Consider the following 18,929-nt stretch of genomic DNA (forward strand, 5'->3'; position numbering starts at 1 on the left):
GATGGGTCAGAGCGGCGAGGACTCCAGCCGCAGAAGCAGCAGCGACGCGTGCAGGTTGAGCCGCTGCGCGCCGTCCTGCAGGTCGGTGCGCAGCACCTTCTCGATGCGGGCGAGCCGATGGTAGAGCGAGCTGCGATGCAGGTTCAGTCTCGCGGCGGCCTCTTGGACCTGGCCGCCCGTCGTGAGGTAGCAGTCCAGGGTTTCCAGCAGCACGGCGCCGTCGCGCTGCGTGCGCAGTTCGTCGAGGCGGGGCTGCAGTCCCTCGGCGCGCAGACCGTTCTGCGCGCTCGTGTGCAGCACCCGGTAGATCCCGAGCTTCGGCCACGCGAGCACCCGCTCCTGCAACCCGAACGCCGCTCCGAGCTCGATGGCGTGCCGCGCTTCGCGGTAGCTCGCGCGCGCGTGCACGAGCGTCTCGACGGGCGTGCCCGTGCCGACGACGACCTGACCCGCTCCGGGAACATCCGGCAGGCGCGATTCGGCGATCGTGAGGAATCTCTCGGCGGCTTCCTGGACGGCGTCGTCGTCGGCCCCGGCCCCTCCGGTCAAAATGACGATCCCCTGCTGCCCGATCGATCCGTGCAGCCCCGCGCCGCCGACCGCGCGAAGCGCGCCGAGCGCGGAGGCACGCAGTTCTCTGCGCAGCGCCTCGGAGGGTTCCGCCTTGCGCTCGGTTCCCTGCAGCGCCAGCACGAGGACGCGCACGCTCCCCTGATTCCAGGTGTGCCCACGGCCGACGATCTCGCGGGCCGTGCGGGTGCGCATCTTCGTCGAGCCGGTGAGCAGCCGCATCGAGCGGTCCGCCCGCTCTGCAGAGCCGTCCTGCATCGCCGTCTCCGCCTGCCGCCACGCGCGACCGATGCGAGTCGCGAATTCGGATGCCACGGACACCTGGTCCGCCGTCAGCTGGTCGGGCGCCTCGATGAACCACAAGTGCCCGAGACGTTCGCCGTCGGAGCGCACCGGCACGAGCAGTCTCGGCAGCATCTCCAGGTCACCGTTCGCGGGCACGTGCACGGCGCGATCGGTCTTGAAGGCCCCAACGCGACGCAGCCAATCGCTGACGTCGGAGCCTGCTTGCTGTCGCAGGATCGTCGCTTCGCGTACCGGGTCGATCCGGTCATCCTGCGGGCTGAAGGCGATCATGCGCTGGCGCGTGTCTTCGAGCACCGCCGGACGCCTGAGCACGTGCGCGACTTGGTTGACGAGGTCGGGAACGATCATGTGGACTCCGCTCGGGTCGGGCAGGGAGTGCCGTTGCTGGTGAGGTCGCATCCACGCGACCACATGAGCACATTCTCATGTCCTGGCGGGAAAGTGCAACTGCCGTCAGCGAGCGACGATGGTCACCGTCGCCAGACGCTGCAGAACCTCGTGGCTGATCGAGCCGAGCAGGAAGCGGCGCAGGGCGCCTCTGCCGCGGGAACCGACGACGGCGATCTGCGCATCGGCGGCCAGGTCGTTGATGACGTCGGAGGGGAAACCCTGTGCCACGCGCGCGTCGATCTCGAGTCCCGGGTACTGCCCGCGCAGACCCGCGAGCGCGAGGGCGAGTCGTTCGCGCGCGAGCTGCTCCATGCTCACGCGGTACTCCTCGGGCAGCACCATGAGGGCGTTGCGCGGCGACGCGAGGGGCGTCCAAGCGCAGACGGCGATGAGCGGCTCGCCCAGCCGGTCGGCCTCTGCAGCCGCGAATGCGACGGCTGACTCGGAGACGGGCGACCCGTCGATGCCGACCACGACGCCGCGCCGCTCTGCGGGATCGATGTCGGGCACGACCGCGACGGGGCACGCGGATCCTGCGACGACACGGATTCCGTGCACGCCGCGTGCGGGTCCGTCACCCGGACCGCGGTAGTCGCTGCCGATCACGAGCAGATCGGCCCCTGCCGTCGCCTCGACGAGGGTCGCAACGGGATCGCCGACCTCGATGCGGGTCGAGACATCGACACCGGATGCCGCCACCCGCGCCTTTTCAGCCTCGAGCAGTTCGCGGGTCGCGGCAGTGGCCGCGTCGAGCACAGCGCCCTCGCCCACTGCGCCGACGGCACCGCCGACGACGCCGAGGAGCTCGACACGCTGCTGACGCGCTGCCGCCCGGGCGACCCCCCAATCGACGGCTCGTCGAGCGGCCGGAGCCCCCGTGACACCCACCACGATCGTGCTGCTCATGTCGTCTCCTTCGCGTGCGCTTCAGTCCTCACTGTAGCGGCGCGATACTGCCGTAAACGACGAAGGCACCCCGTTCGGGGTGCCTTCATTTCGGTGGAAGCAATGGAGCGTTGCGGGAACAGGCGACCTCGGGTCGAGAGGCTGGTTTCCGCGTGGAATCAAGGGGTTTGCGCGGATGCAGAGTCCGACGGCGAGGCCGACGACCCGTTGATCGGCGTGTCGGCGGAACCAAAGAAACGACCTCGAACACGCCTGACCGACGAGGAAGTGGACGCTATGCGAACAGCCCGCGCACAGGGCATCAGCGTGAAGGCCGTGGCTCGTCAGTTCGGGGTGCACCGGGGCACGGTGTGGGCGAAGACGCGGTGATGAACCCGACGGCGACGCGGGAGTTGAACTGACCTCGACCCCCTCGCGCCGCGAATCTGGGCCGAGCGTTCTGCCGCATAAAATCAACGATCTACGACATGTGACCTGTGGATAACTCCGCCGCGATACCTTGACCTACAGGTTGCTTAGCACTTTCGTTAGCACTTTTGCAACGCTCTTTACTGTAGGGGCCGATAGCGTCGCCGCCCATCGCAGCGCCGATACCCATAGGTGATAAGGGTCTGTCCTTAGTTCACGATCGGTAGCCCGGTCGCCTGAGCTGCTTGTTCGAGGGATCCGAGGTTGGTGAGGTTCGTGAACCCGGCCTGTTCCATGAGCGCGATCGCCTGGCCGGATCGGTTGCCTGAGCGGCAGTAGACGAGGTATTCGGCGTCTGGGTCGAGGCTCGGGATCGCGGCGGCGAGGTCGCCGCCGTTGAAGTCGAGCAGCTTGGCTCCATCGAGGTGCCCTGCTGAGTGCTCTGCGGCGGTGCGGACGTCGAGCAGGATCGTGGCATCACCGACTTCGACCGGGTTCGCACCGCCAGCCGAGTTCGGCGCGGATGAGCAGGCTGCCAAGCCGAGCAGGAGCGCGACAGCGGAGAGGGAGATAGTGATTGAACGGAGCATGGCGGGTGGCCCTTTCAGCTTGATTATGGTCTGGTGGTGACGGATGGTTCAGGGGTCGGGTGTCCGACTGGCGCAGACCAGGGCGCAGCAAAGTGGGTGCTGGAACCCGTATCGCAAGTGTCGCCCGGACAGTACTTGGGCGGTTGCTTGCTGAAACGGCTCTGTAGGGCGCAGCCGACGCAGATGCCGAACGCGGTCTCGAGGAAGAGCAGAGTGAGACAGGAGCCGCAGAGCGCGAGGGGGATCCAGAGCGGTGCCGCGAACAGGCCCATGCTCGCGCAGGCGACGAGGGCGAGGCCGAAGCCCAGCCACCATGCGAGCTCCTTCTGCGGTGCGCCGACCCATTCCGGGCGCTGCCCTTTCACCGCAAGGCGGCCGAGCATCAGCGTGGGCGACCAGCGGTCACCTGCGGTCACACGCAAAAGCATGTCGATCATGAAGAACATGCCGAAGGGCTGCAGCGGCTGTGCCGAGCCGGTGAAGAACGCCGTCGCGAATGCGGCCCCGCCCAGCAGGAACATGATTCCCGCGGCCGCGCGCACAGCCCGCTCGTCGATGACGGGGATCGCGTGCCCGGGAACGACTCGGCCGATGCGCGAGGCTCGGGTTTCGGCGCTTGAGGCGTCAGCGATCATTGGAGGCGTCTTCCGTTTCAGGCTGAGGTGAACAAGGACAGGAACGCAGGGGCTTCTTGGACGAGCACGAAGGCTCCCATTACGAGCACGAACACGCCGAACCCTTTACGGAGCGCGCGTCCGGGGATGCGCCCGGCCAGGGCGACGCCCGCGAACGACCCCGCGACGGCGGTCGCCGTGAAAGCGAGCACGATCGGCCAGTGCAGCTGCACCGAGAACAGGTAGCCGCCGAGTCCCGCGAACGACTTCATCGCGATCACGAGCAACGAGGTGCCCACCGCGATCGCCATGGGCAGGCCGCCGAGCAGGTTGAGTGCGGGGACGATGAGGAAGCCACCACCCGCACCGACGAGGCCCGTGGCGATGCCGACGAGCAGCCCGTCGATGAGGATGCGCAGGATCGGCCTCGGGTGATCCGCAGCGCGCGCCGCGCCGCCGCGATCCTTGCGACCGCGGATCATGGCGGTCGCGGTGACGATCATCATGATGGCGAACAGGATCATAAGCGCCACCCCGGGGATGAACCCGCCGAGCAGGCCGCCCGCGAACGCGCCGGCCATGCCCGCGATACCGAACAGGGCCCCGGTCTTCCAGCGCACACGTCCCGATCTGGCGTGGCCGATCATGCCGACCGCGCTGGTCGCGCCGACGATGAAGAGAGACGCGGCGATCGCCTCGCGCGGTTCCATCCCCAGCACATATGCGAGGATCGGGACGGTGAGGATCGATCCGCCGCCGCCCAGGAGCCCGAGGGACACGCCGACCAGCGCCGCCAGAGCGAGCGCGATGACGATCAGATGGGGTTCCACTCGGACTCCTGAGTGCGCCGGTCAGGCGGTGACGGGCTGGTTGCCGGGGCGCGCTGCCCAGGCCGCGTAGCTACCGTCGAGTTCGGCGATGTCATACCCCTGACGGCGCAGCGCGCTGGCGGCGACGCTATTGCGTACACCGCTCTGGCAGTAGGTGACGATCGTGCCGGCCTCGGGCTCGGGCAGCAGGTCGAGGTTCCAGAGCACGCGACCGCCGGAGAGCTGCTTGGCATCTGGCAGGTGGCCCTCAGCGTACTCGGTGCGGTTGCGCACATCGAGCAGCATCACCCCGTCAAAGCCGTCGAGAGCCTCCGGCTGCACGAGCTTCGGCTTGACGAGTTCGAGGCCGTCGAGTGAGGTGATGTAGCCGCGTACCGTGTCGATGCCGACCCGCATCAGGTGGTCGCGCATCTGCTGCGCCTCTTCGAGCGAGCCGGCGAGGAGCACGAGCGGGCGATCCTCGATCTGCGGATCATAGACCCACGCGCCGTAGCTCGCGGCCCTCGCGACGCCCGGGATGTTCAGGGAGCGCTCCACGGTACCTTCGTGCACCTTACTGTTGTGGCGGGTGTCCACGAAGATCACGAAGTCGGCATCGAGCGCCGACCGGAGTTCGTTTGCCGTGTATTCAACGAGTTCGGGCATGTCGCCGATCACGGCTGGGCCGATCTTGTTCTCGATCTTCATGCGGCCGAAGTAGGCGTGAGCATCCGGTTGACCGCTGAGCAGTTCATCGACGAAGCCCTGTTCGTCGTCGTTCTTCAGATACTGGCTCCACCAGGAGAAGTTTCGCTCGTAGCCGACGGTCGACGCAGGGATCGCGCCGAGCGCTTTGCCGCACGCCGAACCGGAGCCGTGCGCCGGCAGCACCTGCACATAGTCGGGCAAGGTGAGGAAGCGGTCGCGCAGGCTTGCGAAGAGATCCCTCGCGCCCCGGAAGCGGGTGTCGACGAACCCGGCGGCCTCGTCGAGCAGGTCGGGGCGACCGAGGTCGCCGACGAACACGAAGTCGCCGGTGAGCATGAAACCCGGCTCGCTCGCCTGCGCCCCGTCGGTGATGAGGAACGACAGGTGCTCAGGCGTGTGCCCGGGCGTGTGCGAGGCCTCGACGGTGATGTTGCCGAGCCGGATGCGGTGGCCGTGCTTCATGCGCACGGCACTGTCGAAGTCGGGGCCGTACGTCCAGTCTGGCCCGCCCTCGTCGGAGACGTGCATCCGGGCGCCGGTTCTCGCAGCGAGTTCGCGGGTGCCCGACAGGTAGTCGGCGTGGATGTGCGTCTCGGTGACGGCGACGATTCGCATGCCGTTCTTCTCGGCCAGGTCGAGGTAGACATCGATGTCGCGGCGGGGATCGATGACGATGGCCTCGCCCTTCGCCTGACAGCCGATGAAATAGCTCGCCTGTGCGAGATCCTCGTCATAGATGCGTTCGAGCAGCATGATCAGTTCTTTCTCGAGTGATGTAGTGATTCAGGAGTCAGTTGCAGGTGCAGCGGTCGGCCTCGGGTACGCAGTAGAGGGCATCCTCGATGTGCTCGCCGCAGCCGGTCCAGGTGGGCCTGCCGCAGGCAGAGCAGGTGATTCGTGCGCACATAATGAGGGTCCTTTCTGACGATGTGCTGGATGGATGAGTGGATCTCAGCCGGTTTCAGGAGGCGGGCTGCGTGCCGCGCTCGGCGATCTGCCGACGCACGTCGTCCATATCGAGGTCACGGGCGCCCTGGATGAGCTGGTCGAGCTGCGCAGGAGGGAGAACCCCAGGCTGGGCGTAGACCGGGATCCCGTCGCGGAACACCATGAGAGTCGGGATCGAGCTGATGCGGAAGCTCGCTGCGAGCTGCTGCTCGGCCTCGGTGTCAACCTTGCCGAACACAATGTCTGGATGCTGCTCGAAGGTGAGGGCAAACGCCCGGCACGGCCCGCACCACGCCGCCCAGAAATCGACGAACACGATGCCATCACCGTTCACGGCACCCTCGAAGGTGTCCAGCGTCAGATTCCTCGTAGCCATTGCCTGTTCCGTTCCTTCTCTGCGGTTTAGCGGCCGAACAGGCGGGAGAAGAACCCGCCCCGGTTTGCCTTCGCGGCATCGATTTGCGCCTGAGTGTGCTTGCCGTTGCACCAGTCCGATGCGGGCACGCCCGCCTTCACCATCGCGACATGCTGCCCACATCCCGCCCAGGTCGTCTTCCTGCATGTACGACAGGTCACCGCTCGACACATCACGCTCTCCTTAGTTCTATATACCCCAGGGGGTATCCTGTGGAATAGGATAACTATACCCAGGGGGGTATCATGTTGGTCAAGTCAGGTCGTTTCAACACAGTGAAGGAGGCAGAGGTCATGGGGCATGAGACAACAGCAGACCCTATTCCTGCTCAGCATGATGCGGAGGCGAAGCGCAAGGTGGTGAACCGCTTGCGTCGTGCACACGGGCAGCTCGCCGCGGTCATCGCCGCGGTGGAGCAGGACGCGCACTGCCGCGATGTCGTGCAGCAGCTCTCCGCCGTCTCCAAGGCGCTCGACCGGGCGGGGTTCCTTGTGATCTCCAGCGCATTGAAAGAATGCTTGAACCACCCAGGCACGGAGGGCGCCCCCGATCAAGACGAACTCGAGAAACTCTTTCTCACGCTCGCCTAGCCGTCGGCCTCAACCTAACCCGCGGGGATTTCCATCACATCCCCACTCGCGAAGGCTCGTTAGCGTGACGGTGTCAACGGAGGGCAATTTCACTCTGATCGATCGTGCGCTCACAAGATACTGCGCGACCATCCAGAAGGGGTCGTGGTTGTCCCGCGTCAAGTAGGTGGCAGGATTTCTTCTCTTTCAAAGGTGGGGATGGTGGGGTCGGCCAGGCCCATGTGCACCTCCAGCGGCCGGTTCCAGGCGATCGCCTCGTGAGGGCGCTCGGTGTTGTACTCGGCCCGGTAGTCCTCCGCCCGCTCGATCAGGGTGAGAGCGTCTGGGATCTCGTCGAGGAACAGCCGTTCATACTTCAACGTCCCGAACCCGCGTTCGCGTGACCCGTTCTGGCCCGGCGACTTCACCCGGGTGCGGACGTGCCGCAGCTCGGGGTGGCGCATGATGAACAGCTCGAAGTTCAGCGACCGGAACGGTCCGCCGTTGAGTTCCTAAGCGATGTCAAGCGGCGGGGTGGGTAGCCTGTGGGTGGGACGGGCCGGTTGATGGAGCGCGTTGCGACTCCTTGCTTCGCCGGCTCGTTCTTGTTGTGGTGCGGGCGCGGCGCAGGGATTCGGGGACGGTGTATCGGGCTCGGATGATCGCGCGACCCTGGTCGAGGGTGACGGCGGCGCCGTCGATGTCCCGCAGCTCGTAGGGCGTGTTCGCGTTCCAGCAGGACGCGATCCGGGTGAGCAGGGTCGCGGCGATGTGACAGATCGCGGTGTTGTGGTGCTTGCCGGTCTCGACCATGAGTCGGTGGTATTTCGCGGCGAGGGTCGGGTCCTGTCTGCGGGCTTGGTCTGCGCTGATGAACAGAGCCTCTCGGAGCAGAGCGTCTCCGTGTTTGGTGGGGCCGCCGTGGCGGCCGGAGATGCCTGATGAGTCGAGCGAGGGGACCAGGCCGCTGAAGGAGCGCACGGCGGCGAGGGAACGGAACCGGCCCGGGTCGCCGAGCCTGCCGAGGATGACGGCGCCGGTGACGGGTCCGACGCCGGGCGCTGAGGTGATGATGCCGCGCGGGTCGCGTTCCCTGACGAGTGCGTCGATACGGTCATCGACCTCCTTGAGTTCTTCCGTGATCCGCAATGCGAGTCTCGCTTCGACGGCGATGTCCTCGGCGAGTTCAGCGAACTCCAGGTCTTCGCCCCAAAGCTCGCGTGATGCCGCCGCGGCGGCGAGGATCATGTCAGCAACGGCTTCTCCCCATGCTCCGCGCGAGTGACGGCCGAGGAACCTGACCAGTCGTGCTCGTCCCAGCCGCCGCACCGCGATCGGGTCCCCGTAGCCTGCGGCAAGGAACAGCAGCGGGGTTTTGTTCGACAGGTCGCCGCTGAACGCTCCGTGCCAGTCGGGCCCGAGGATCTCGAGCAGGGCGTCAAGGCGGGCGATGCTGGTGGTGCGTCGCTTGACCAGGGTGGAGTGCAGTTTCGTGGCCCGCCGCAGCGGGTCGCCCGGGCCCAGGCCCCGCTCTGCGTAGAGCCCCTCGGGGTGCAGCAACGGCAGCCGTGCGAGCAGCACCGAGTCGAGGCGGTCGCTCTTGGTGTGCTTCGCGTAGTACGCACGCAGATCCGCGGATCGTTCCGCAGGCACGAGCACCACAGTCGCGCCGCGGCGGCGGAACCAGGCCGCCAACGGGACCCAGGCGTTGCGGGTGGGCTCCATCACCACGGTCACGTCTTCCGCGGTGACGCTCGCCGGCAGTTTCGACCACAGCTGCTCAAGATCGGCAGGGCTGGTGCGAAACCGATAACCGGACCACAGCAGGTCACCGTGTTCGTCGGCAAGCGTGGCTTGATGCGGGGCGCGGCCGGCGATGTCCACGCCGATTCGGACGATCATCTGAGACTCCTTCGCGTTGTTCATCCCGTGGCCGGCGGCCGTGCTGCGCGAGGGAGTCGATCCGCACCGGACATTCGCTAACAGGGATCCTCGACCGGTGGCGGCGAGGTCTCCGGGTTCCTAACAGGGCATCTCGAGCTCCGGCAGTGGCCCCACCCGCCAACGCGATCAACAGGCAAGAAGTCGCCGATGCGCTCCACTCGGTGATGAAACGACGGCGGGCAGGTGCCGGACAACATCGATCATGCCCGCCGGCCGACGAACCTGCTCGAATGCTGCCCACCCAGCTTGAATGTCTGTGACGATCGTCACCACCGGCAGCAGCTCACCGGTCTCGGTATCGACGGGGCAGGTGTCGACGAGCGGGTGCCCGAACATGTGCTCGTAGTCGGCGAGGGCAAGCTCGATCGCGGCGATCGCGTCGTACTGGTTCCCGGTGGGTGAGGTATGGAACGGGTGCTCGAGCTTCGAGTACCAGTCCCGGCACCCCGCGATCCGCCACGTCCCGCCCTGCGTGGTCTCGAACTCGCTGAAGTCCAACTGCCAGACCTGGTTCGGGCCTGTCGGGTTCTTCGCGAACGCCGCCTTCCGATCCTTCGCCAGTTCGCGGCGCTGCTTCTGATACTCCGACGGCAGGATCAGCCCGTCATCGCGCAGCAACCGCAGCACGGTCGCCTGCGACACCTTGTGACCGTCGTGACGAGTCAGCGCCCAGATCTTCCGGTGACCCCACGCAGGCTTCGCCAACGCGTGCTTGGTCACCAGAGGGCGGGCAGCGTCCCTCGCCGGCTGCGGCCACGGCCCTTTCGGCGGCTGCTCCTGGCGCGCCTTGGCCTGCCAGCGCCGCCAGGTCCGTTCGGGCATGTCGATCAGCTCCACGAACCTCGAAGTCGACATGCCCGCCTCGATGCGGATCACCTCGAGGTCTTCGAAGGGCCCAAGCGGCCCTCCGCGGACTTCTTCCACACGCGGATCTCGACCGCGGCCTCACCGAGGGCCTGGGTGAGGTCCGCGACCTCGGCCTCGAGCTGCTGTTCCCGCGTCGACGGCCCGGACTTGCCCGCCGCGAGCCCGGTCTTCCCCGCTTCGAGGAAGTCGGCCTTCCACCTGCCGATCGACTGCTCAGACACCTTCTCGCGGCGCGCGGCCTCAGCGATAGTGATCTCGCCAGCGAGGATGCTGAGCACGATCCTCGTCTTCTTCTCCACCGGAATCACTGGTGGTCTTCCCATGTCGGACTCTCCGTTCAGGACTCAACTAACAGCCCTGCCACATAGTCTGACGCGCGACAACGCCGAAAACAGAACAACCTCACCGAGGACCCCCGAACGACGCGCACCGCCTGAACCGACCACGCGGCACGAAGCCCGCCAGCTGGACCGGCTCCGCCGTGAACACGGCACAGCCTTCGACGTTTACCTCGACCATGTATGGAACGGCGTCGAAGCGATCACCGACATGGAAGCGGACTTCAGCAACCTGCACTGGGCGTCGTATGAACGTATCGAGCAGTTCATCGACGACTTCATCGAAAGCCTCGGCTGGGCCGACGCCCGCGACCACGCCGCCCGCGAATGGGCGATCCCGAACGACATCCTCGTCTTCGACCGCGCCGCGATGCTCGAGCATCTGCGCGGCGACTTCGAGTTCCACGAGCGAGGAGGCGAAGTACATGTCTTCATCGCATAGCCCTGACCCCGACACGCATCAGCGTCCTGTGGAAAACCTTGACCAGGAGGAACATTTCACACTGGACTCAATCGGGCAAGAGAGCGTCAATGGAAACATGACCACAACTCCACACGCCGCCAGCCCGCTACCCGCCGCCGACCCGTTCGCGGCACTCACCCAGAGCTTCACCCCGAAGCGGGCCGTCTCGTATCTGCGCGTCTCGACCCGCGAGCAGGCCGAACGCGGCGGCCGAGAAGAAGGGTTCTCGATCCCCGCGCAGCGCGACGCGAACAAGAAGAAAGCGCAAGCTGTTGGCGCTATGGTCGTCAAAGAGTTCGTCGAACGCGGCGTCTCGGGCACCTCGACCAACCGTCCCGCGCTGCAAGAGATGCTCCGCTACCTCGAAGCAGAGCAGGGCAACATCGACTACGTCATCGTGCACAAGCTCGACCGTCTCGCACGCAACCGCGCCGACGACGTCACACTCAACCAGCGCTTCAACGAGCTCGGCATCCGCCTCATCTCCACCAGCGAGAACATCGACCAGACCCCTGGCGGGATCCTGCTGCACGGCATCATGAGTTCGATGGCCGAGTTCTACTCCCGCAACCTCGCCAACGAAGTCGTCAAAGGTATGAGCGAGAAAGTGAAGAACGGCGGATCCGTCAGCCGAGCACCCATCGGCTACCTCAACACCCGCACGATCGAGAACGGACGCGAGAACCGCATCGTCACCGTCGATGACAGCCGCGCGCCCCTGGTCGCCTGGGCGTTCACGGCTTACGCGACCGGCGAGCACTCCATCCGTACCCTCACCGCCGAACTCGTCCGCCGAGGCCTGACAACCGTGCCCACCGCACGCCTGATTGAGAAGCCCGTCGAGGTCCGCCACGTGCACTCAATGCTCACCAACAGCTACTACACCGGCGTCACCACGTTCAAGGGTGCCGAGTACCCCGGCAGCCACACGCCACTCATCGACCGCGAAACCTTCGAGAAAGTCCAGACGATCCTGAAGGAGAAGATCAACGGCGAACGCTCCATCAAGCACGACCACTACCTGAAGTCGACCCTGCACTGCGGGCACTGCGGCTTCCGCATGGTCGTGCAGGTCGTGAAAAACCGTCACGGTGAGACGTACCCGTACTACTCCTGCCTCGGCAGACACTCCAAGCGCACCGACTGCACCCTCCGATCGATCCAGATCGAACATGCCGAAGACCTCATCCAAGACCTCTACGACCGCATCAGCCTCACACCCGACTTCCGCCGCGACCTCGAACAACTCCTCCGCCACGGCATCACACTGCTGCGCACCGACACCGATACCGAGCGGGAACAGCTCGAGGCCACGAAGCAGACCATCGAGCGCCGCCAACGCAAGCTCCTCGAAGCTCACTACAACGACGCGATCCCGATCGACATGCTCCGCACCGAGCAACGACGCCTCGACATGGAACTTGCCGCCACGAACCGCAGCCTCAGCAACCTCACCGCCGACCTCACAGAAGCCGACGAACTCATTGCGATCGCGCTGGACATCGCCCAACACGCCGGAAGCACTTACCGGCAAGCCCCCGAGCACATCCGCCGCATGCTCAATCAGCTCCTCTTCGACAAGATCCTCGTCACCACCGACGACAACGGCCAGCACCAGCTGGAAGCGACCTGCGCAACGCCATTCGACATCATCTACAGCCCAGCCAGCCGAGCACTGGTCCACGACGCACGGCGCGCGCAGTCAACCACCGGAATCCCCGACAGCACGGGGAAAACGAAAGAGCCCGCCGAAACCGGCGGGCTCTCCCTGGACACAATGTCCGATAATCTCATTGCTCTTGTCGAGGGTTCGAGTAAGAGCATCATGGTGGACCTGAGGGGACTCGAACCCCTGACCCCCTGCATGCCATGCAGGTGCGCTACCAGCTGCGCCACAGGCCCTGACACTGCCTCGATCGCTCCAGGCAACTCGACAATGCTACTACACGGCGGAGGTGTCTTCTGACCGCGTCACTCGCCCGTTTGGGGCTTCGGCAGCGCGACGGGAACCACCGGGCAGTCCTTCCACAGACGTTCCAGACCGTAGAACACGCGCTCCTGCTCGTGGAAGACGTGCACCACGAGATCACCGAAGTCCAGCAGCACCCAGCGGGACTCCTGGCGGCCCTCGCGGCGCAGCCGCTTGTGACCGGCCTCGAGCAGCTTGTCCTCGATCTCGTCGGCGATCGCAGCGACGTTCCGCTCGTTGCGTCCGGTCACGAGGAGGAAGACATCGACGAGCGGGAGCGGCTGCGACACATCGATCGCGACGAGGTCCTCGCCTCCCTTCGCATCGGCCGCAGCAGCGGCGACCGCGAGCATCTCGTGCGACTGCGCACCCGCGGCCATCACAGTAGCCCCGTCAGGACGGCGACGATGAGGAGCCCGGCGACGGCGGCGAAGAGCACGCCCGCCGTGATCGCGAGCCACATCATGAGGCGGCTGCCCTTCTCGGGTACGGGAGGCCGGATGACTTCGCCGGCAGGCTTGATGGTGCTGACGGCCGCGCTCGCGGCGATCGGCGTCGGCGACGAGTGCGCCGGCAGTTCGCCGTCGAGAAGGACGGCGTCGAGCTCTTTGCCGTCGGTCGTGCCGCGCGCATGCCCCGTCGAGCCGAGGCCCTCGGGGAGTGTGAAGGTGCCCGTGACGAGCACGTCACCCGTCGCGGTGACGGGCGCGACCATGGGCAGCTCCCCCGTCGTCTGCGACAGGATCAGGGCGTTGGGTGTGCCCACGGCGCCGGTCGCTCCGCGCGCGAGAAGCTGATCGAACGACGGGGGAAGATCGAGCTGCACGGGTTCGCCGGCGATCACACCCGCGCCGAGTGCAGGATTGACGATGCGCTCGGCGGTCGTGTCCTCACGCGAGCTGGCTTCGGCCTGCGCGCCCTCGACATCGGCTTCGGGCTCGGCTTCGACGTCGCTCTCGGCGACGTCAGCGGGTGCGACTTCGTCGATCTGGTCGTCGATCTCCACCGAGTCGTCGGTGAGATCGCCGCTGTCGTCCACCTCGGACGCGACGAGGTCGGATGCGACGTCGTCAGCGGTGCCATCGCCGGGCTCCGCCTCGACGACATCCTCCGATTCGGCCTCGACGACGTCCTCCGATTCGGCCTCGACGACCACCTCTGACTCGGCCTCGACGACGTCGTCCGCCTCGTGCTCGTCGGCGGGCGCGAACATGCTGCGCAGCGCGTCGACGTCGTCATCTGCGCGCTCGTCGCTCTGCGGCACGGTCGAGATGGGTGCAACGGCAGCGATGGATGCCGCGTGGGCGGCCGCGAGCTCGGGCGTGATGACGGGCACCGAAGCCGTGCGGATCCGCTCCTGCTGGCGCGCCTGGCGCCGGGTCAGCGGTACGGCGTCGAGGTCGACCGACGAATCGTCGACGGGCGGCGCGGGCACCGCGACCGGCTCCGCGGGCCGCGGAAGCGGTGCGGGTGCGACCGGAATCGATTCGGCGGGCTCCGCTGGTGCAGCATCCGTCGTCACGATGGGCGTCGCCCCCGTGTTGCGCATTTCGCGCAGCTGCTTGCGGGTCAGCGGAGGGGTGTTCGGCTGCTCGGGTGTGCTCATGCCTCGCTCCGGTACAGGTGGTGCTTTGCAATGTATTGGACGACCCCGTCGGGAACGAGGTACCACACGGGATTCCCGCTCCGCACGCGTTCCCGGCAGTCCGTCGACGAGATCGAGAGGGCCGGGATCTCGAGCTGACTGACGCCGTCGGTCGGGAGTCCGTCGGTGGTCAGGACGTGGCCGGGGCGGGAGACCGCGACGAAGTGGGCGAGATCCCACAGTTCATCATGGTCCCTCCAACTGAGAATCTGCGCTATGGCGTCGGCGCCGGTGATGAAGAAGAGCTCGGCTCCGGGACGCTCGGCCTGCAGCTCCCGCAGCGTGTCGATCGTGTAGGTCGGTCCGTCGCGGTCGATGTCGACGCGGCTCACGGTGAAGCGCGGATTCGACGCCGTCGCGATGACGGTCATCAGATAGCGGTCCTCGCCGTGCGTGACGCCTTCCTTCTGCCACGGGTGTCCCGTGGGAACGAAGACGACCTCATCGAGATCGAATGACTGCGCGACCTCGCTCGCGGCGACGAGGTGTCCGTGGTGGATGGGATCGAACGTCCCGCCCATGACCCCGATCCGCGGGGGGCGCGCAACCGTCATGCGGTTTCGGCCTCAGTGGCCGTGTCCGTGCCCTGCGTGCTGGACGTCGTCGGCGTGCGCCTTCGCGTACGCGGCGGCCTTGGCGGAGTGACGGTTCGCCACGTTGCGGTACGAGAGGGTCACCAGACCGAGCGAGGCGAAGACGACGATCGAGACGATGCCGTACCCGACGGTCTCGAGGGCCACGTTCCCGTGGTCCGCCTCTTCGGCGGCAAAGGCGAGCAGCGTGGCGATGGTCATTCCGGCTCCGTTTCGAGGGTGTCTCCGCGCCTGTGGCACAGCGCGGCTCCAGTTTAGGCGGTCAGGCGCGTACTTGTCCTGAGCCGCGCGCGAGCCACTTCGAGCTCGTCAGTTCTGCGAGGCCCATGGGGCCGCGTGCGTGGAGTTTCTGCGTCGAGATGCCGACCTCGGCGCCGAAGCCGAATTCGCCCCCGTCGGTGAACCGCGTCGAGGCGTTGGCCATGACGACGGCGGAGTCGACCTCGGCGAGGAAGCGCTCCGCGTTGGCCTCGTCGGTCGTGATGATCGACTCGGTGTGATGCGTCGAATACTGCCGGATGTGCGCGAGCGCGGCGTCGAGGTCGTCGACGATCCGCATCGAGACGTCGAGACTCAGGTACTCCGTCGACCAGTCCTCGTCCGCCGCCGGAACGACATCGGATGCCCGTGCGCCGACCTCCTCGTCACCGTGCACGACGACGCCGTGCTCGCGCAGGGCGGCGACGAGAGGTGCCACGACGCGGTCGGCGGCGGCGCGGTGCACGAGCACCGTCTCGACCGCGTTGCACACGCTCGGCCGCTGCACCTTGGCGTTCACGACGATGTCGCGCGCCCAATCCAGGGGCGCCGAGGCATCGAGCACGATGTGGACGACGCCGGCTCCTGTCTCGATGACGGGCACGGTCGATTCGGTCACGACGGTCTCGATGAGCTGAGCGCTGCCGCGCGGCACGAGCACGTCGACGAGGCCGCGCGCCTGCATGAGGTCGCGGGCGCCGTCCCGGCCGAACTCGTCGACGGTCTGGATGGCCTCGGGGTCGAGCCCCTGCTCGCCGAGCGCGGCGCGCATGACCCGCACGAGTTCGGCGTTCGTGCGCTCAGCGGCGGTGCCGCCGCGCAGGACGACGGCGTTGCCCGAGCGCAGGGCGAGCGCGGCGATGTCCACCGTGACGTTGGGGCGCGCCTCGTAGATGGCGCCCACGACGCCGAACGGCACCGTCACCTTCGTCAGCGCGACGCCGTTGGCCAGCGTGCGCTCGTCGAGGATCCTGCCCACCGGGTCGGGCAGCTCCGCGATCTCGCGCACCGCGTCCGCGAGCGCCGAGACGCGGGCCTGATCGAGCGTGAGGCGGTCCTGCAGTGCCGTCGACAGTCCCCCGGCGCGTCCGCGCTCGATGTCCTGCGCGTTGGCGGCGATGACGGTGGATGCCGCGGAGTCGATGCCGTCGGCGATCGCGAGCAGCGCCGCGCGCTTGCTCTCATCGCTCAGCAGCGCGATGGAGCGTGAGGCGTCTTTGGCGCGCAGCATCCGATCGCGCGCCGTCGCGGCGGTGGTCGTCATCCGCTCAGCCTATCGACGTGCGGACGGGGCCCGTGGCGACGGGCGCGACGGGGTCGGGGTTGGGGTCGAACCAGGTGCCGACCGCATCGCCCGCGAGGGCGCGGTCGACGAGATCGGTGCGGGTCACGAGGACGCCGATCCCGGATGCCGCGGCCCGGCGTGCGGCCGAGACCTTGGTCGCCGCACCGCCCGTTCCGACACTGTTGACGACGGTGGAGCCGAACTCGAAGCCGCCGAGGTCCTCGCCGAAGGCGACACGGTCGATCGGGCGGGCGCCGGGCTCGTCGGGCGGGCGCGTATACAGGCATTCGATGTCGCTGAGCAGCACGAGCGCATCGGCTCCGATGAGGTCGGCGACCAGGGCCGCGAGCCGGTCGTTGTCGCCGAAGCGGATCTCCTGCGTGGCGACCGTGTCGTTCTCGTTGACGACGGGCAGGATGCGCAGGCCGAGCAGTCGTTCCATGGCTCGGCGCGCATTCGAACGCGGCGTGGGGTTCTCGAGGTCTCCCGCCGTGAGCAGCACCTGTCCCGCGACGATGCCGAACGGGTGCAGCGCCTGCTGATAGCGATAGATCAGGACGTTCTGGCCGACCGCGGCCGCCGCCTGCTGCGTCGCGAGGTCACTCGGACGTTCCTCGATCGAGAGGAACGGCATGCCGGTCGCGATCGCACCCGACGAGACGAGGACGACCTCGGTGCCGCGGCCGTGCGCTTTCGCGAGAGCGGCGACGAGGGGTTGGATGCGTGACGCGTGCGCGCCGCTGATCGACGACGAGCCGACCTTCACGATGACACGTCGTGCACCGGGGATGTCCGCGCGCTCGCGTGCGGTCATTCGGCTTCTCCGGTGTCACGCTGCCGATCTGCGATCCGTTCCGCGTCGAGCTCGGCCCGGGCGGCCGCCTTCGCGTCCATGCGCTCGTGGTAGCGCTCGCGACGCTGAGCGGTCGTGCGCCGTGCGTTGTCGTCGAGACGCGGATCCATGCCGCGGGGAGCCGTCATGAGCTCGGCGGCCGAACTGAGCGACGGCTGCCAGTCGAAGACGACGCCGTCGCCCTCGCCGATCACGACCGTCGCACCGGGTGTCGCACCCGCACGGAAGAGCTCGTCCTCGACACCGAGTCGATCGAGCCGGTCGGCGAGATAGCCGACGGCCTCTTCGTTCTGGAAGTCGGTCTGCTGCACCCACTTGACGGGCTTCTCTCCCAGGATGCGGTAGACGTTGCCGTACGTGCCGCCTTCGACGCGGACGACGAACTCCTTGACGGCGCCCTTGGGGCGGATCACGATGCGCTCGGGGACCGGCACGGCGGCCAGTTCGGCGCGGTGCTGCGCGATGATCTCGCCGAGCGCGAAGGTGAGCGGCCGCAGGCCCTCGTGGCTGACGGTCGAGATGTCGAAGACGCGGAAGCCGCGCTCTTCGAGCTCGGGCCGCACGAGCGCTGCCAGATCCCTGGCCTCGGGCACGTCGATCTTGTTCAGAGCGACGAGCTGAGGCCGATCGAGCAACGGAGTCTGCCCGTCGGGCACGGGATACGCGGCGAGTTCTTCGAGGATCACGTCGAGGTCGCTGAGCGGGTCACGACCGGGGTCGAGCGTCGCGCAGTCCAGCACGTGCACGAGCGCCGTGCAGCGCTCGACGTGGCGCAGGAACTCCAGGCCCAGGCCCTTGCCCTCGCTCGCCCCCTCGATGAGACCGGGCACGTCGGCGACGGTGTAGCGCATGTCGCCCGCCTGCACGACACCGAGATTGGGATGCAGCGTCGTGAACGGGTAGTCCGCGATCTTGGGCCGCGCTGCCGATACCGCGGCGATCAGGCTCGACTTGCCCGCCGACGGGAAGCCGACGAGCGCCACATCGGCGACCGTCTTGAGCTCGAGCTGGACATCGCCCTCCCAGCCGGGGGTGCCCAGCAGCGCGAAGCCGGGGGCCTTTCGCTTGGGCGAGGCCAGTGCCGCATTGCCGAGGCCGCCGAGCCCACCAGGGGCCACGACGAAGCGCATGCCCGGCTCGATCATGTCGACGAGCGGCTCGCCCGTGCCATCCTTCACGACCGTGCCGACCGGGACCAGCAGCTCGACGGGTTCGCCGGCGGCACCGGAGCGGTTGTCGCCCATGCCGAAGCCGCCGTTGCCACCGGAACGGTGCGGCGAGTGGTGGTACGACAGCAGCGTCGTGACTTGCGGGTCGGCGACGAGGACGATGTCTCCGCCCTGACCGCCGTTGCCGCCGTCGGGTCCGGCCAGTGGCTTGAACTTCTCGCGACGTACCGAGACGCAGCCGTTGCCGCCCTTGCCGGCGCGCAGGTGCAGCGTCACTCGATCCACGAACGTGACCATCTGCGTCTCCTATCT

General features: G+C 67.2%; 21 protein-coding genes, 1 tRNA gene and 1 pseudogene. 3 read left to right on the forward strand and 20 right to left on the reverse strand.

From position 1 onward, the window contains the following. Positions 1-6: 6 nt before the first annotated feature. The 8 genes from ACWIBS_RS06565 to ACWIBS_RS06600 form a co-directional block, all read right to left on the reverse strand. Positions 7-1,224, reverse strand: a complete 1,218-nt coding sequence (locus ACWIBS_RS06565) for a PucR family transcriptional regulator (protein WP_376128936.1) — start codon at positions 1,222-1,224, stop codon at positions 7-9. A gap of 105 nt (positions 1,225-1,329) precedes the next feature. Further along, positions 1,330-2,172 carry a universal stress protein gene (locus ACWIBS_RS06570; protein ID WP_376128938.1) on the reverse strand — a complete coding sequence of 281 codons (843 nt, stop codon included), beginning with the start codon at positions 2,170-2,172 and terminating at the stop codon, positions 1,330-1,332. 617 nt (positions 2,173-2,789) lie between these two features. After that, entirely contained in the window at positions 2,790-3,170 is a 381-nt protein-coding gene (locus tag ACWIBS_RS06575) for a rhodanese-like domain-containing protein (RefSeq protein ID WP_206475464.1), read from the reverse strand. A gap of 23 nt (positions 3,171-3,193) precedes the next feature. Next, complete coding sequence (locus tag ACWIBS_RS06580) at positions 3,194-3,805, reverse strand: DUF4395 domain-containing protein (protein WP_376128940.1); 612 nt, start codon at positions 3,803-3,805, stop codon at positions 3,194-3,196. Between the two features lie 17 nt (positions 3,806-3,822). Beyond that, positions 3,823-4,614: a sulfite exporter TauE/SafE family protein gene (locus tag ACWIBS_RS06585; protein ID WP_206475466.1), complete on the reverse strand. Its 792-nt coding sequence runs from the start codon at positions 4,612-4,614 to the stop codon at positions 3,823-3,825. Positions 4,615-4,635: 21 nt separating this feature from the next. Further along, a complete protein-coding gene (locus ACWIBS_RS06590) occupies positions 4,636-6,054 on the reverse strand; it encodes an MBL fold metallo-hydrolase (protein ID WP_376128942.1) in 1,419 nt (472 codons plus the stop codon). Positions 6,055-6,262: 208 nt separating this feature from the next. Further along, positions 6,263-6,625 (reverse strand): thioredoxin family protein, encoded by a 363-nt coding sequence (locus tag ACWIBS_RS06595; RefSeq protein WP_376128943.1) that lies wholly within the window; start codon positions 6,623-6,625, stop codon positions 6,263-6,265. A 26-nt stretch (positions 6,626-6,651) separates the two neighbouring features. Then, complete coding sequence (locus ACWIBS_RS06600) at positions 6,652-6,837, reverse strand: hypothetical protein (protein ID WP_206475469.1); 186 nt, start codon at positions 6,835-6,837, stop codon at positions 6,652-6,654. 120 nt (positions 6,838-6,957) lie between these two features. On the opposite strand from ACWIBS_RS06600, the gene ACWIBS_RS06605 reads away from it, so the two are divergent. Beyond that, positions 6,958-7,254, forward strand: a complete 297-nt coding sequence (locus ACWIBS_RS06605) for a metal-sensitive transcriptional regulator (RefSeq protein ID WP_206477275.1) — start codon at positions 6,958-6,960, stop codon at positions 7,252-7,254. 158 nt (positions 7,255-7,412) lie between these two features. On the opposite strand, the gene ACWIBS_RS06610 is transcribed toward ACWIBS_RS06605, so the two are convergent. The 4 genes from ACWIBS_RS06610 to ACWIBS_RS06625 all read right to left on the reverse strand — a co-directional run bounded on the left by ACWIBS_RS06610 (position 7,413) and on the right by ACWIBS_RS06625 (position 10,322). Further along, entirely contained in the window at positions 7,413-7,697 is a 285-nt protein-coding gene (locus ACWIBS_RS06610; RefSeq protein WP_376128945.1) for an integrase core domain-containing protein, read from the reverse strand. Positions 7,698-7,755: 58 nt separating this feature from the next. Continuing rightward, positions 7,756-9,135, reverse strand: coding sequence for an IS110 family RNA-guided transposase (locus tag ACWIBS_RS06615; RefSeq protein WP_376128947.1), 1,380 nt, complete (start codon positions 9,133-9,135; stop codon positions 7,756-7,758). A 168-nt stretch (positions 9,136-9,303) separates the two neighbouring features. Continuing rightward, positions 9,304-10,053 carry a hypothetical protein gene (locus tag ACWIBS_RS06620; RefSeq protein WP_376128949.1) on the reverse strand — a complete coding sequence of 250 codons (750 nt, stop codon included), beginning with the start codon at positions 10,051-10,053 and terminating at the stop codon, positions 9,304-9,306. Next, positions 10,050-10,322 (reverse strand): helix-turn-helix domain-containing protein, encoded by a 273-nt coding sequence (locus tag ACWIBS_RS06625; protein WP_376128950.1) that lies wholly within the window; start codon positions 10,320-10,322, stop codon positions 10,050-10,052. The genes ACWIBS_RS06620 and ACWIBS_RS06625 overlap by 4 nt, the downstream gene beginning before the upstream one ends. Here ACWIBS_RS06625 and ACWIBS_RS06630 point away from each other — a divergent pair. Both ACWIBS_RS06630 and ACWIBS_RS06635 read left to right on the forward strand, forming a co-directional pair. Next, positions 10,312-10,824 (forward strand): hypothetical protein, encoded by a 513-nt coding sequence (locus ACWIBS_RS06630; protein WP_376128952.1) that lies wholly within the window; start codon positions 10,312-10,314, stop codon positions 10,822-10,824. The two genes, ACWIBS_RS06625 and ACWIBS_RS06630, sit on opposite strands and share 11 nt — an antisense overlap. 97 nt (positions 10,825-10,921) lie before the next feature. Then, a pseudogene (locus ACWIBS_RS06635) lies at positions 10,922-11,980 on the forward strand (recombinase family protein); the annotation flags it as partial. 691 nt (positions 11,981-12,671) lie between these two features. Here ACWIBS_RS06635 and ACWIBS_RS06640 read toward each other — a convergent pair. From ACWIBS_RS06640 to obgE, 8 genes are all read right to left on the reverse strand, one after another. After that, a tRNA-Ala gene (locus ACWIBS_RS06640) sits at positions 12,672-12,747 on the reverse strand. Positions 12,748-12,816: 69 nt separating this feature from the next. Then, positions 12,817-13,194: a ribosome silencing factor gene (gene rsfS, locus ACWIBS_RS06645; protein WP_376128953.1), complete on the reverse strand. Its 378-nt coding sequence runs from the start codon at positions 13,192-13,194 to the stop codon at positions 12,817-12,819. After that, positions 13,194-14,420 (reverse strand): hypothetical protein, encoded by a 1,227-nt coding sequence (locus ACWIBS_RS06650; RefSeq protein WP_376128955.1) that lies wholly within the window; start codon positions 14,418-14,420, stop codon positions 13,194-13,196. The genes rsfS and ACWIBS_RS06650 overlap by 1 nt, the downstream gene beginning before the upstream one ends. After that, positions 14,417-15,013 carry a nicotinate-nucleotide adenylyltransferase gene (gene nadD, locus ACWIBS_RS06655; protein ID WP_376128956.1) on the reverse strand — a complete coding sequence of 199 codons (597 nt, stop codon included), beginning with the start codon at positions 15,011-15,013 and terminating at the stop codon, positions 14,417-14,419. The genes ACWIBS_RS06650 and nadD overlap by 4 nt, the downstream gene beginning before the upstream one ends. A gap of 12 nt (positions 15,014-15,025) precedes the next feature. Continuing rightward, positions 15,026-15,253 (reverse strand): hypothetical protein, encoded by a 228-nt coding sequence (locus ACWIBS_RS06660; protein WP_376128958.1) that lies wholly within the window; start codon positions 15,251-15,253, stop codon positions 15,026-15,028. Positions 15,254-15,314: 61 nt separating this feature from the next. After that, positions 15,315-16,574 carry a glutamate-5-semialdehyde dehydrogenase gene (locus ACWIBS_RS06665; RefSeq protein WP_376128960.1) on the reverse strand — a complete coding sequence of 420 codons (1,260 nt, stop codon included), beginning with the start codon at positions 16,572-16,574 and terminating at the stop codon, positions 15,315-15,317. A gap of 4 nt (positions 16,575-16,578) precedes the next feature. Beyond that, on the reverse strand, positions 16,579-17,409 hold the full coding sequence (gene proB / locus ACWIBS_RS06670; RefSeq protein WP_376128962.1) for a glutamate 5-kinase: 831 nt from the start codon (positions 17,407-17,409) through the stop codon (positions 16,579-16,581). Continuing rightward, positions 17,406-18,914: a GTPase ObgE gene (gene obgE, locus ACWIBS_RS06675; protein WP_376128964.1), complete on the reverse strand. Its 1,509-nt coding sequence runs from the start codon at positions 18,912-18,914 to the stop codon at positions 17,406-17,408. The genes proB and obgE overlap by 4 nt, the downstream gene beginning before the upstream one ends. Positions 18,915-18,929 lie beyond the last annotated feature (15 nt).

The sequence above is a fragment of the Microbacterium sp. NPDC055442 genome (genome assembly GCF_053644215.1).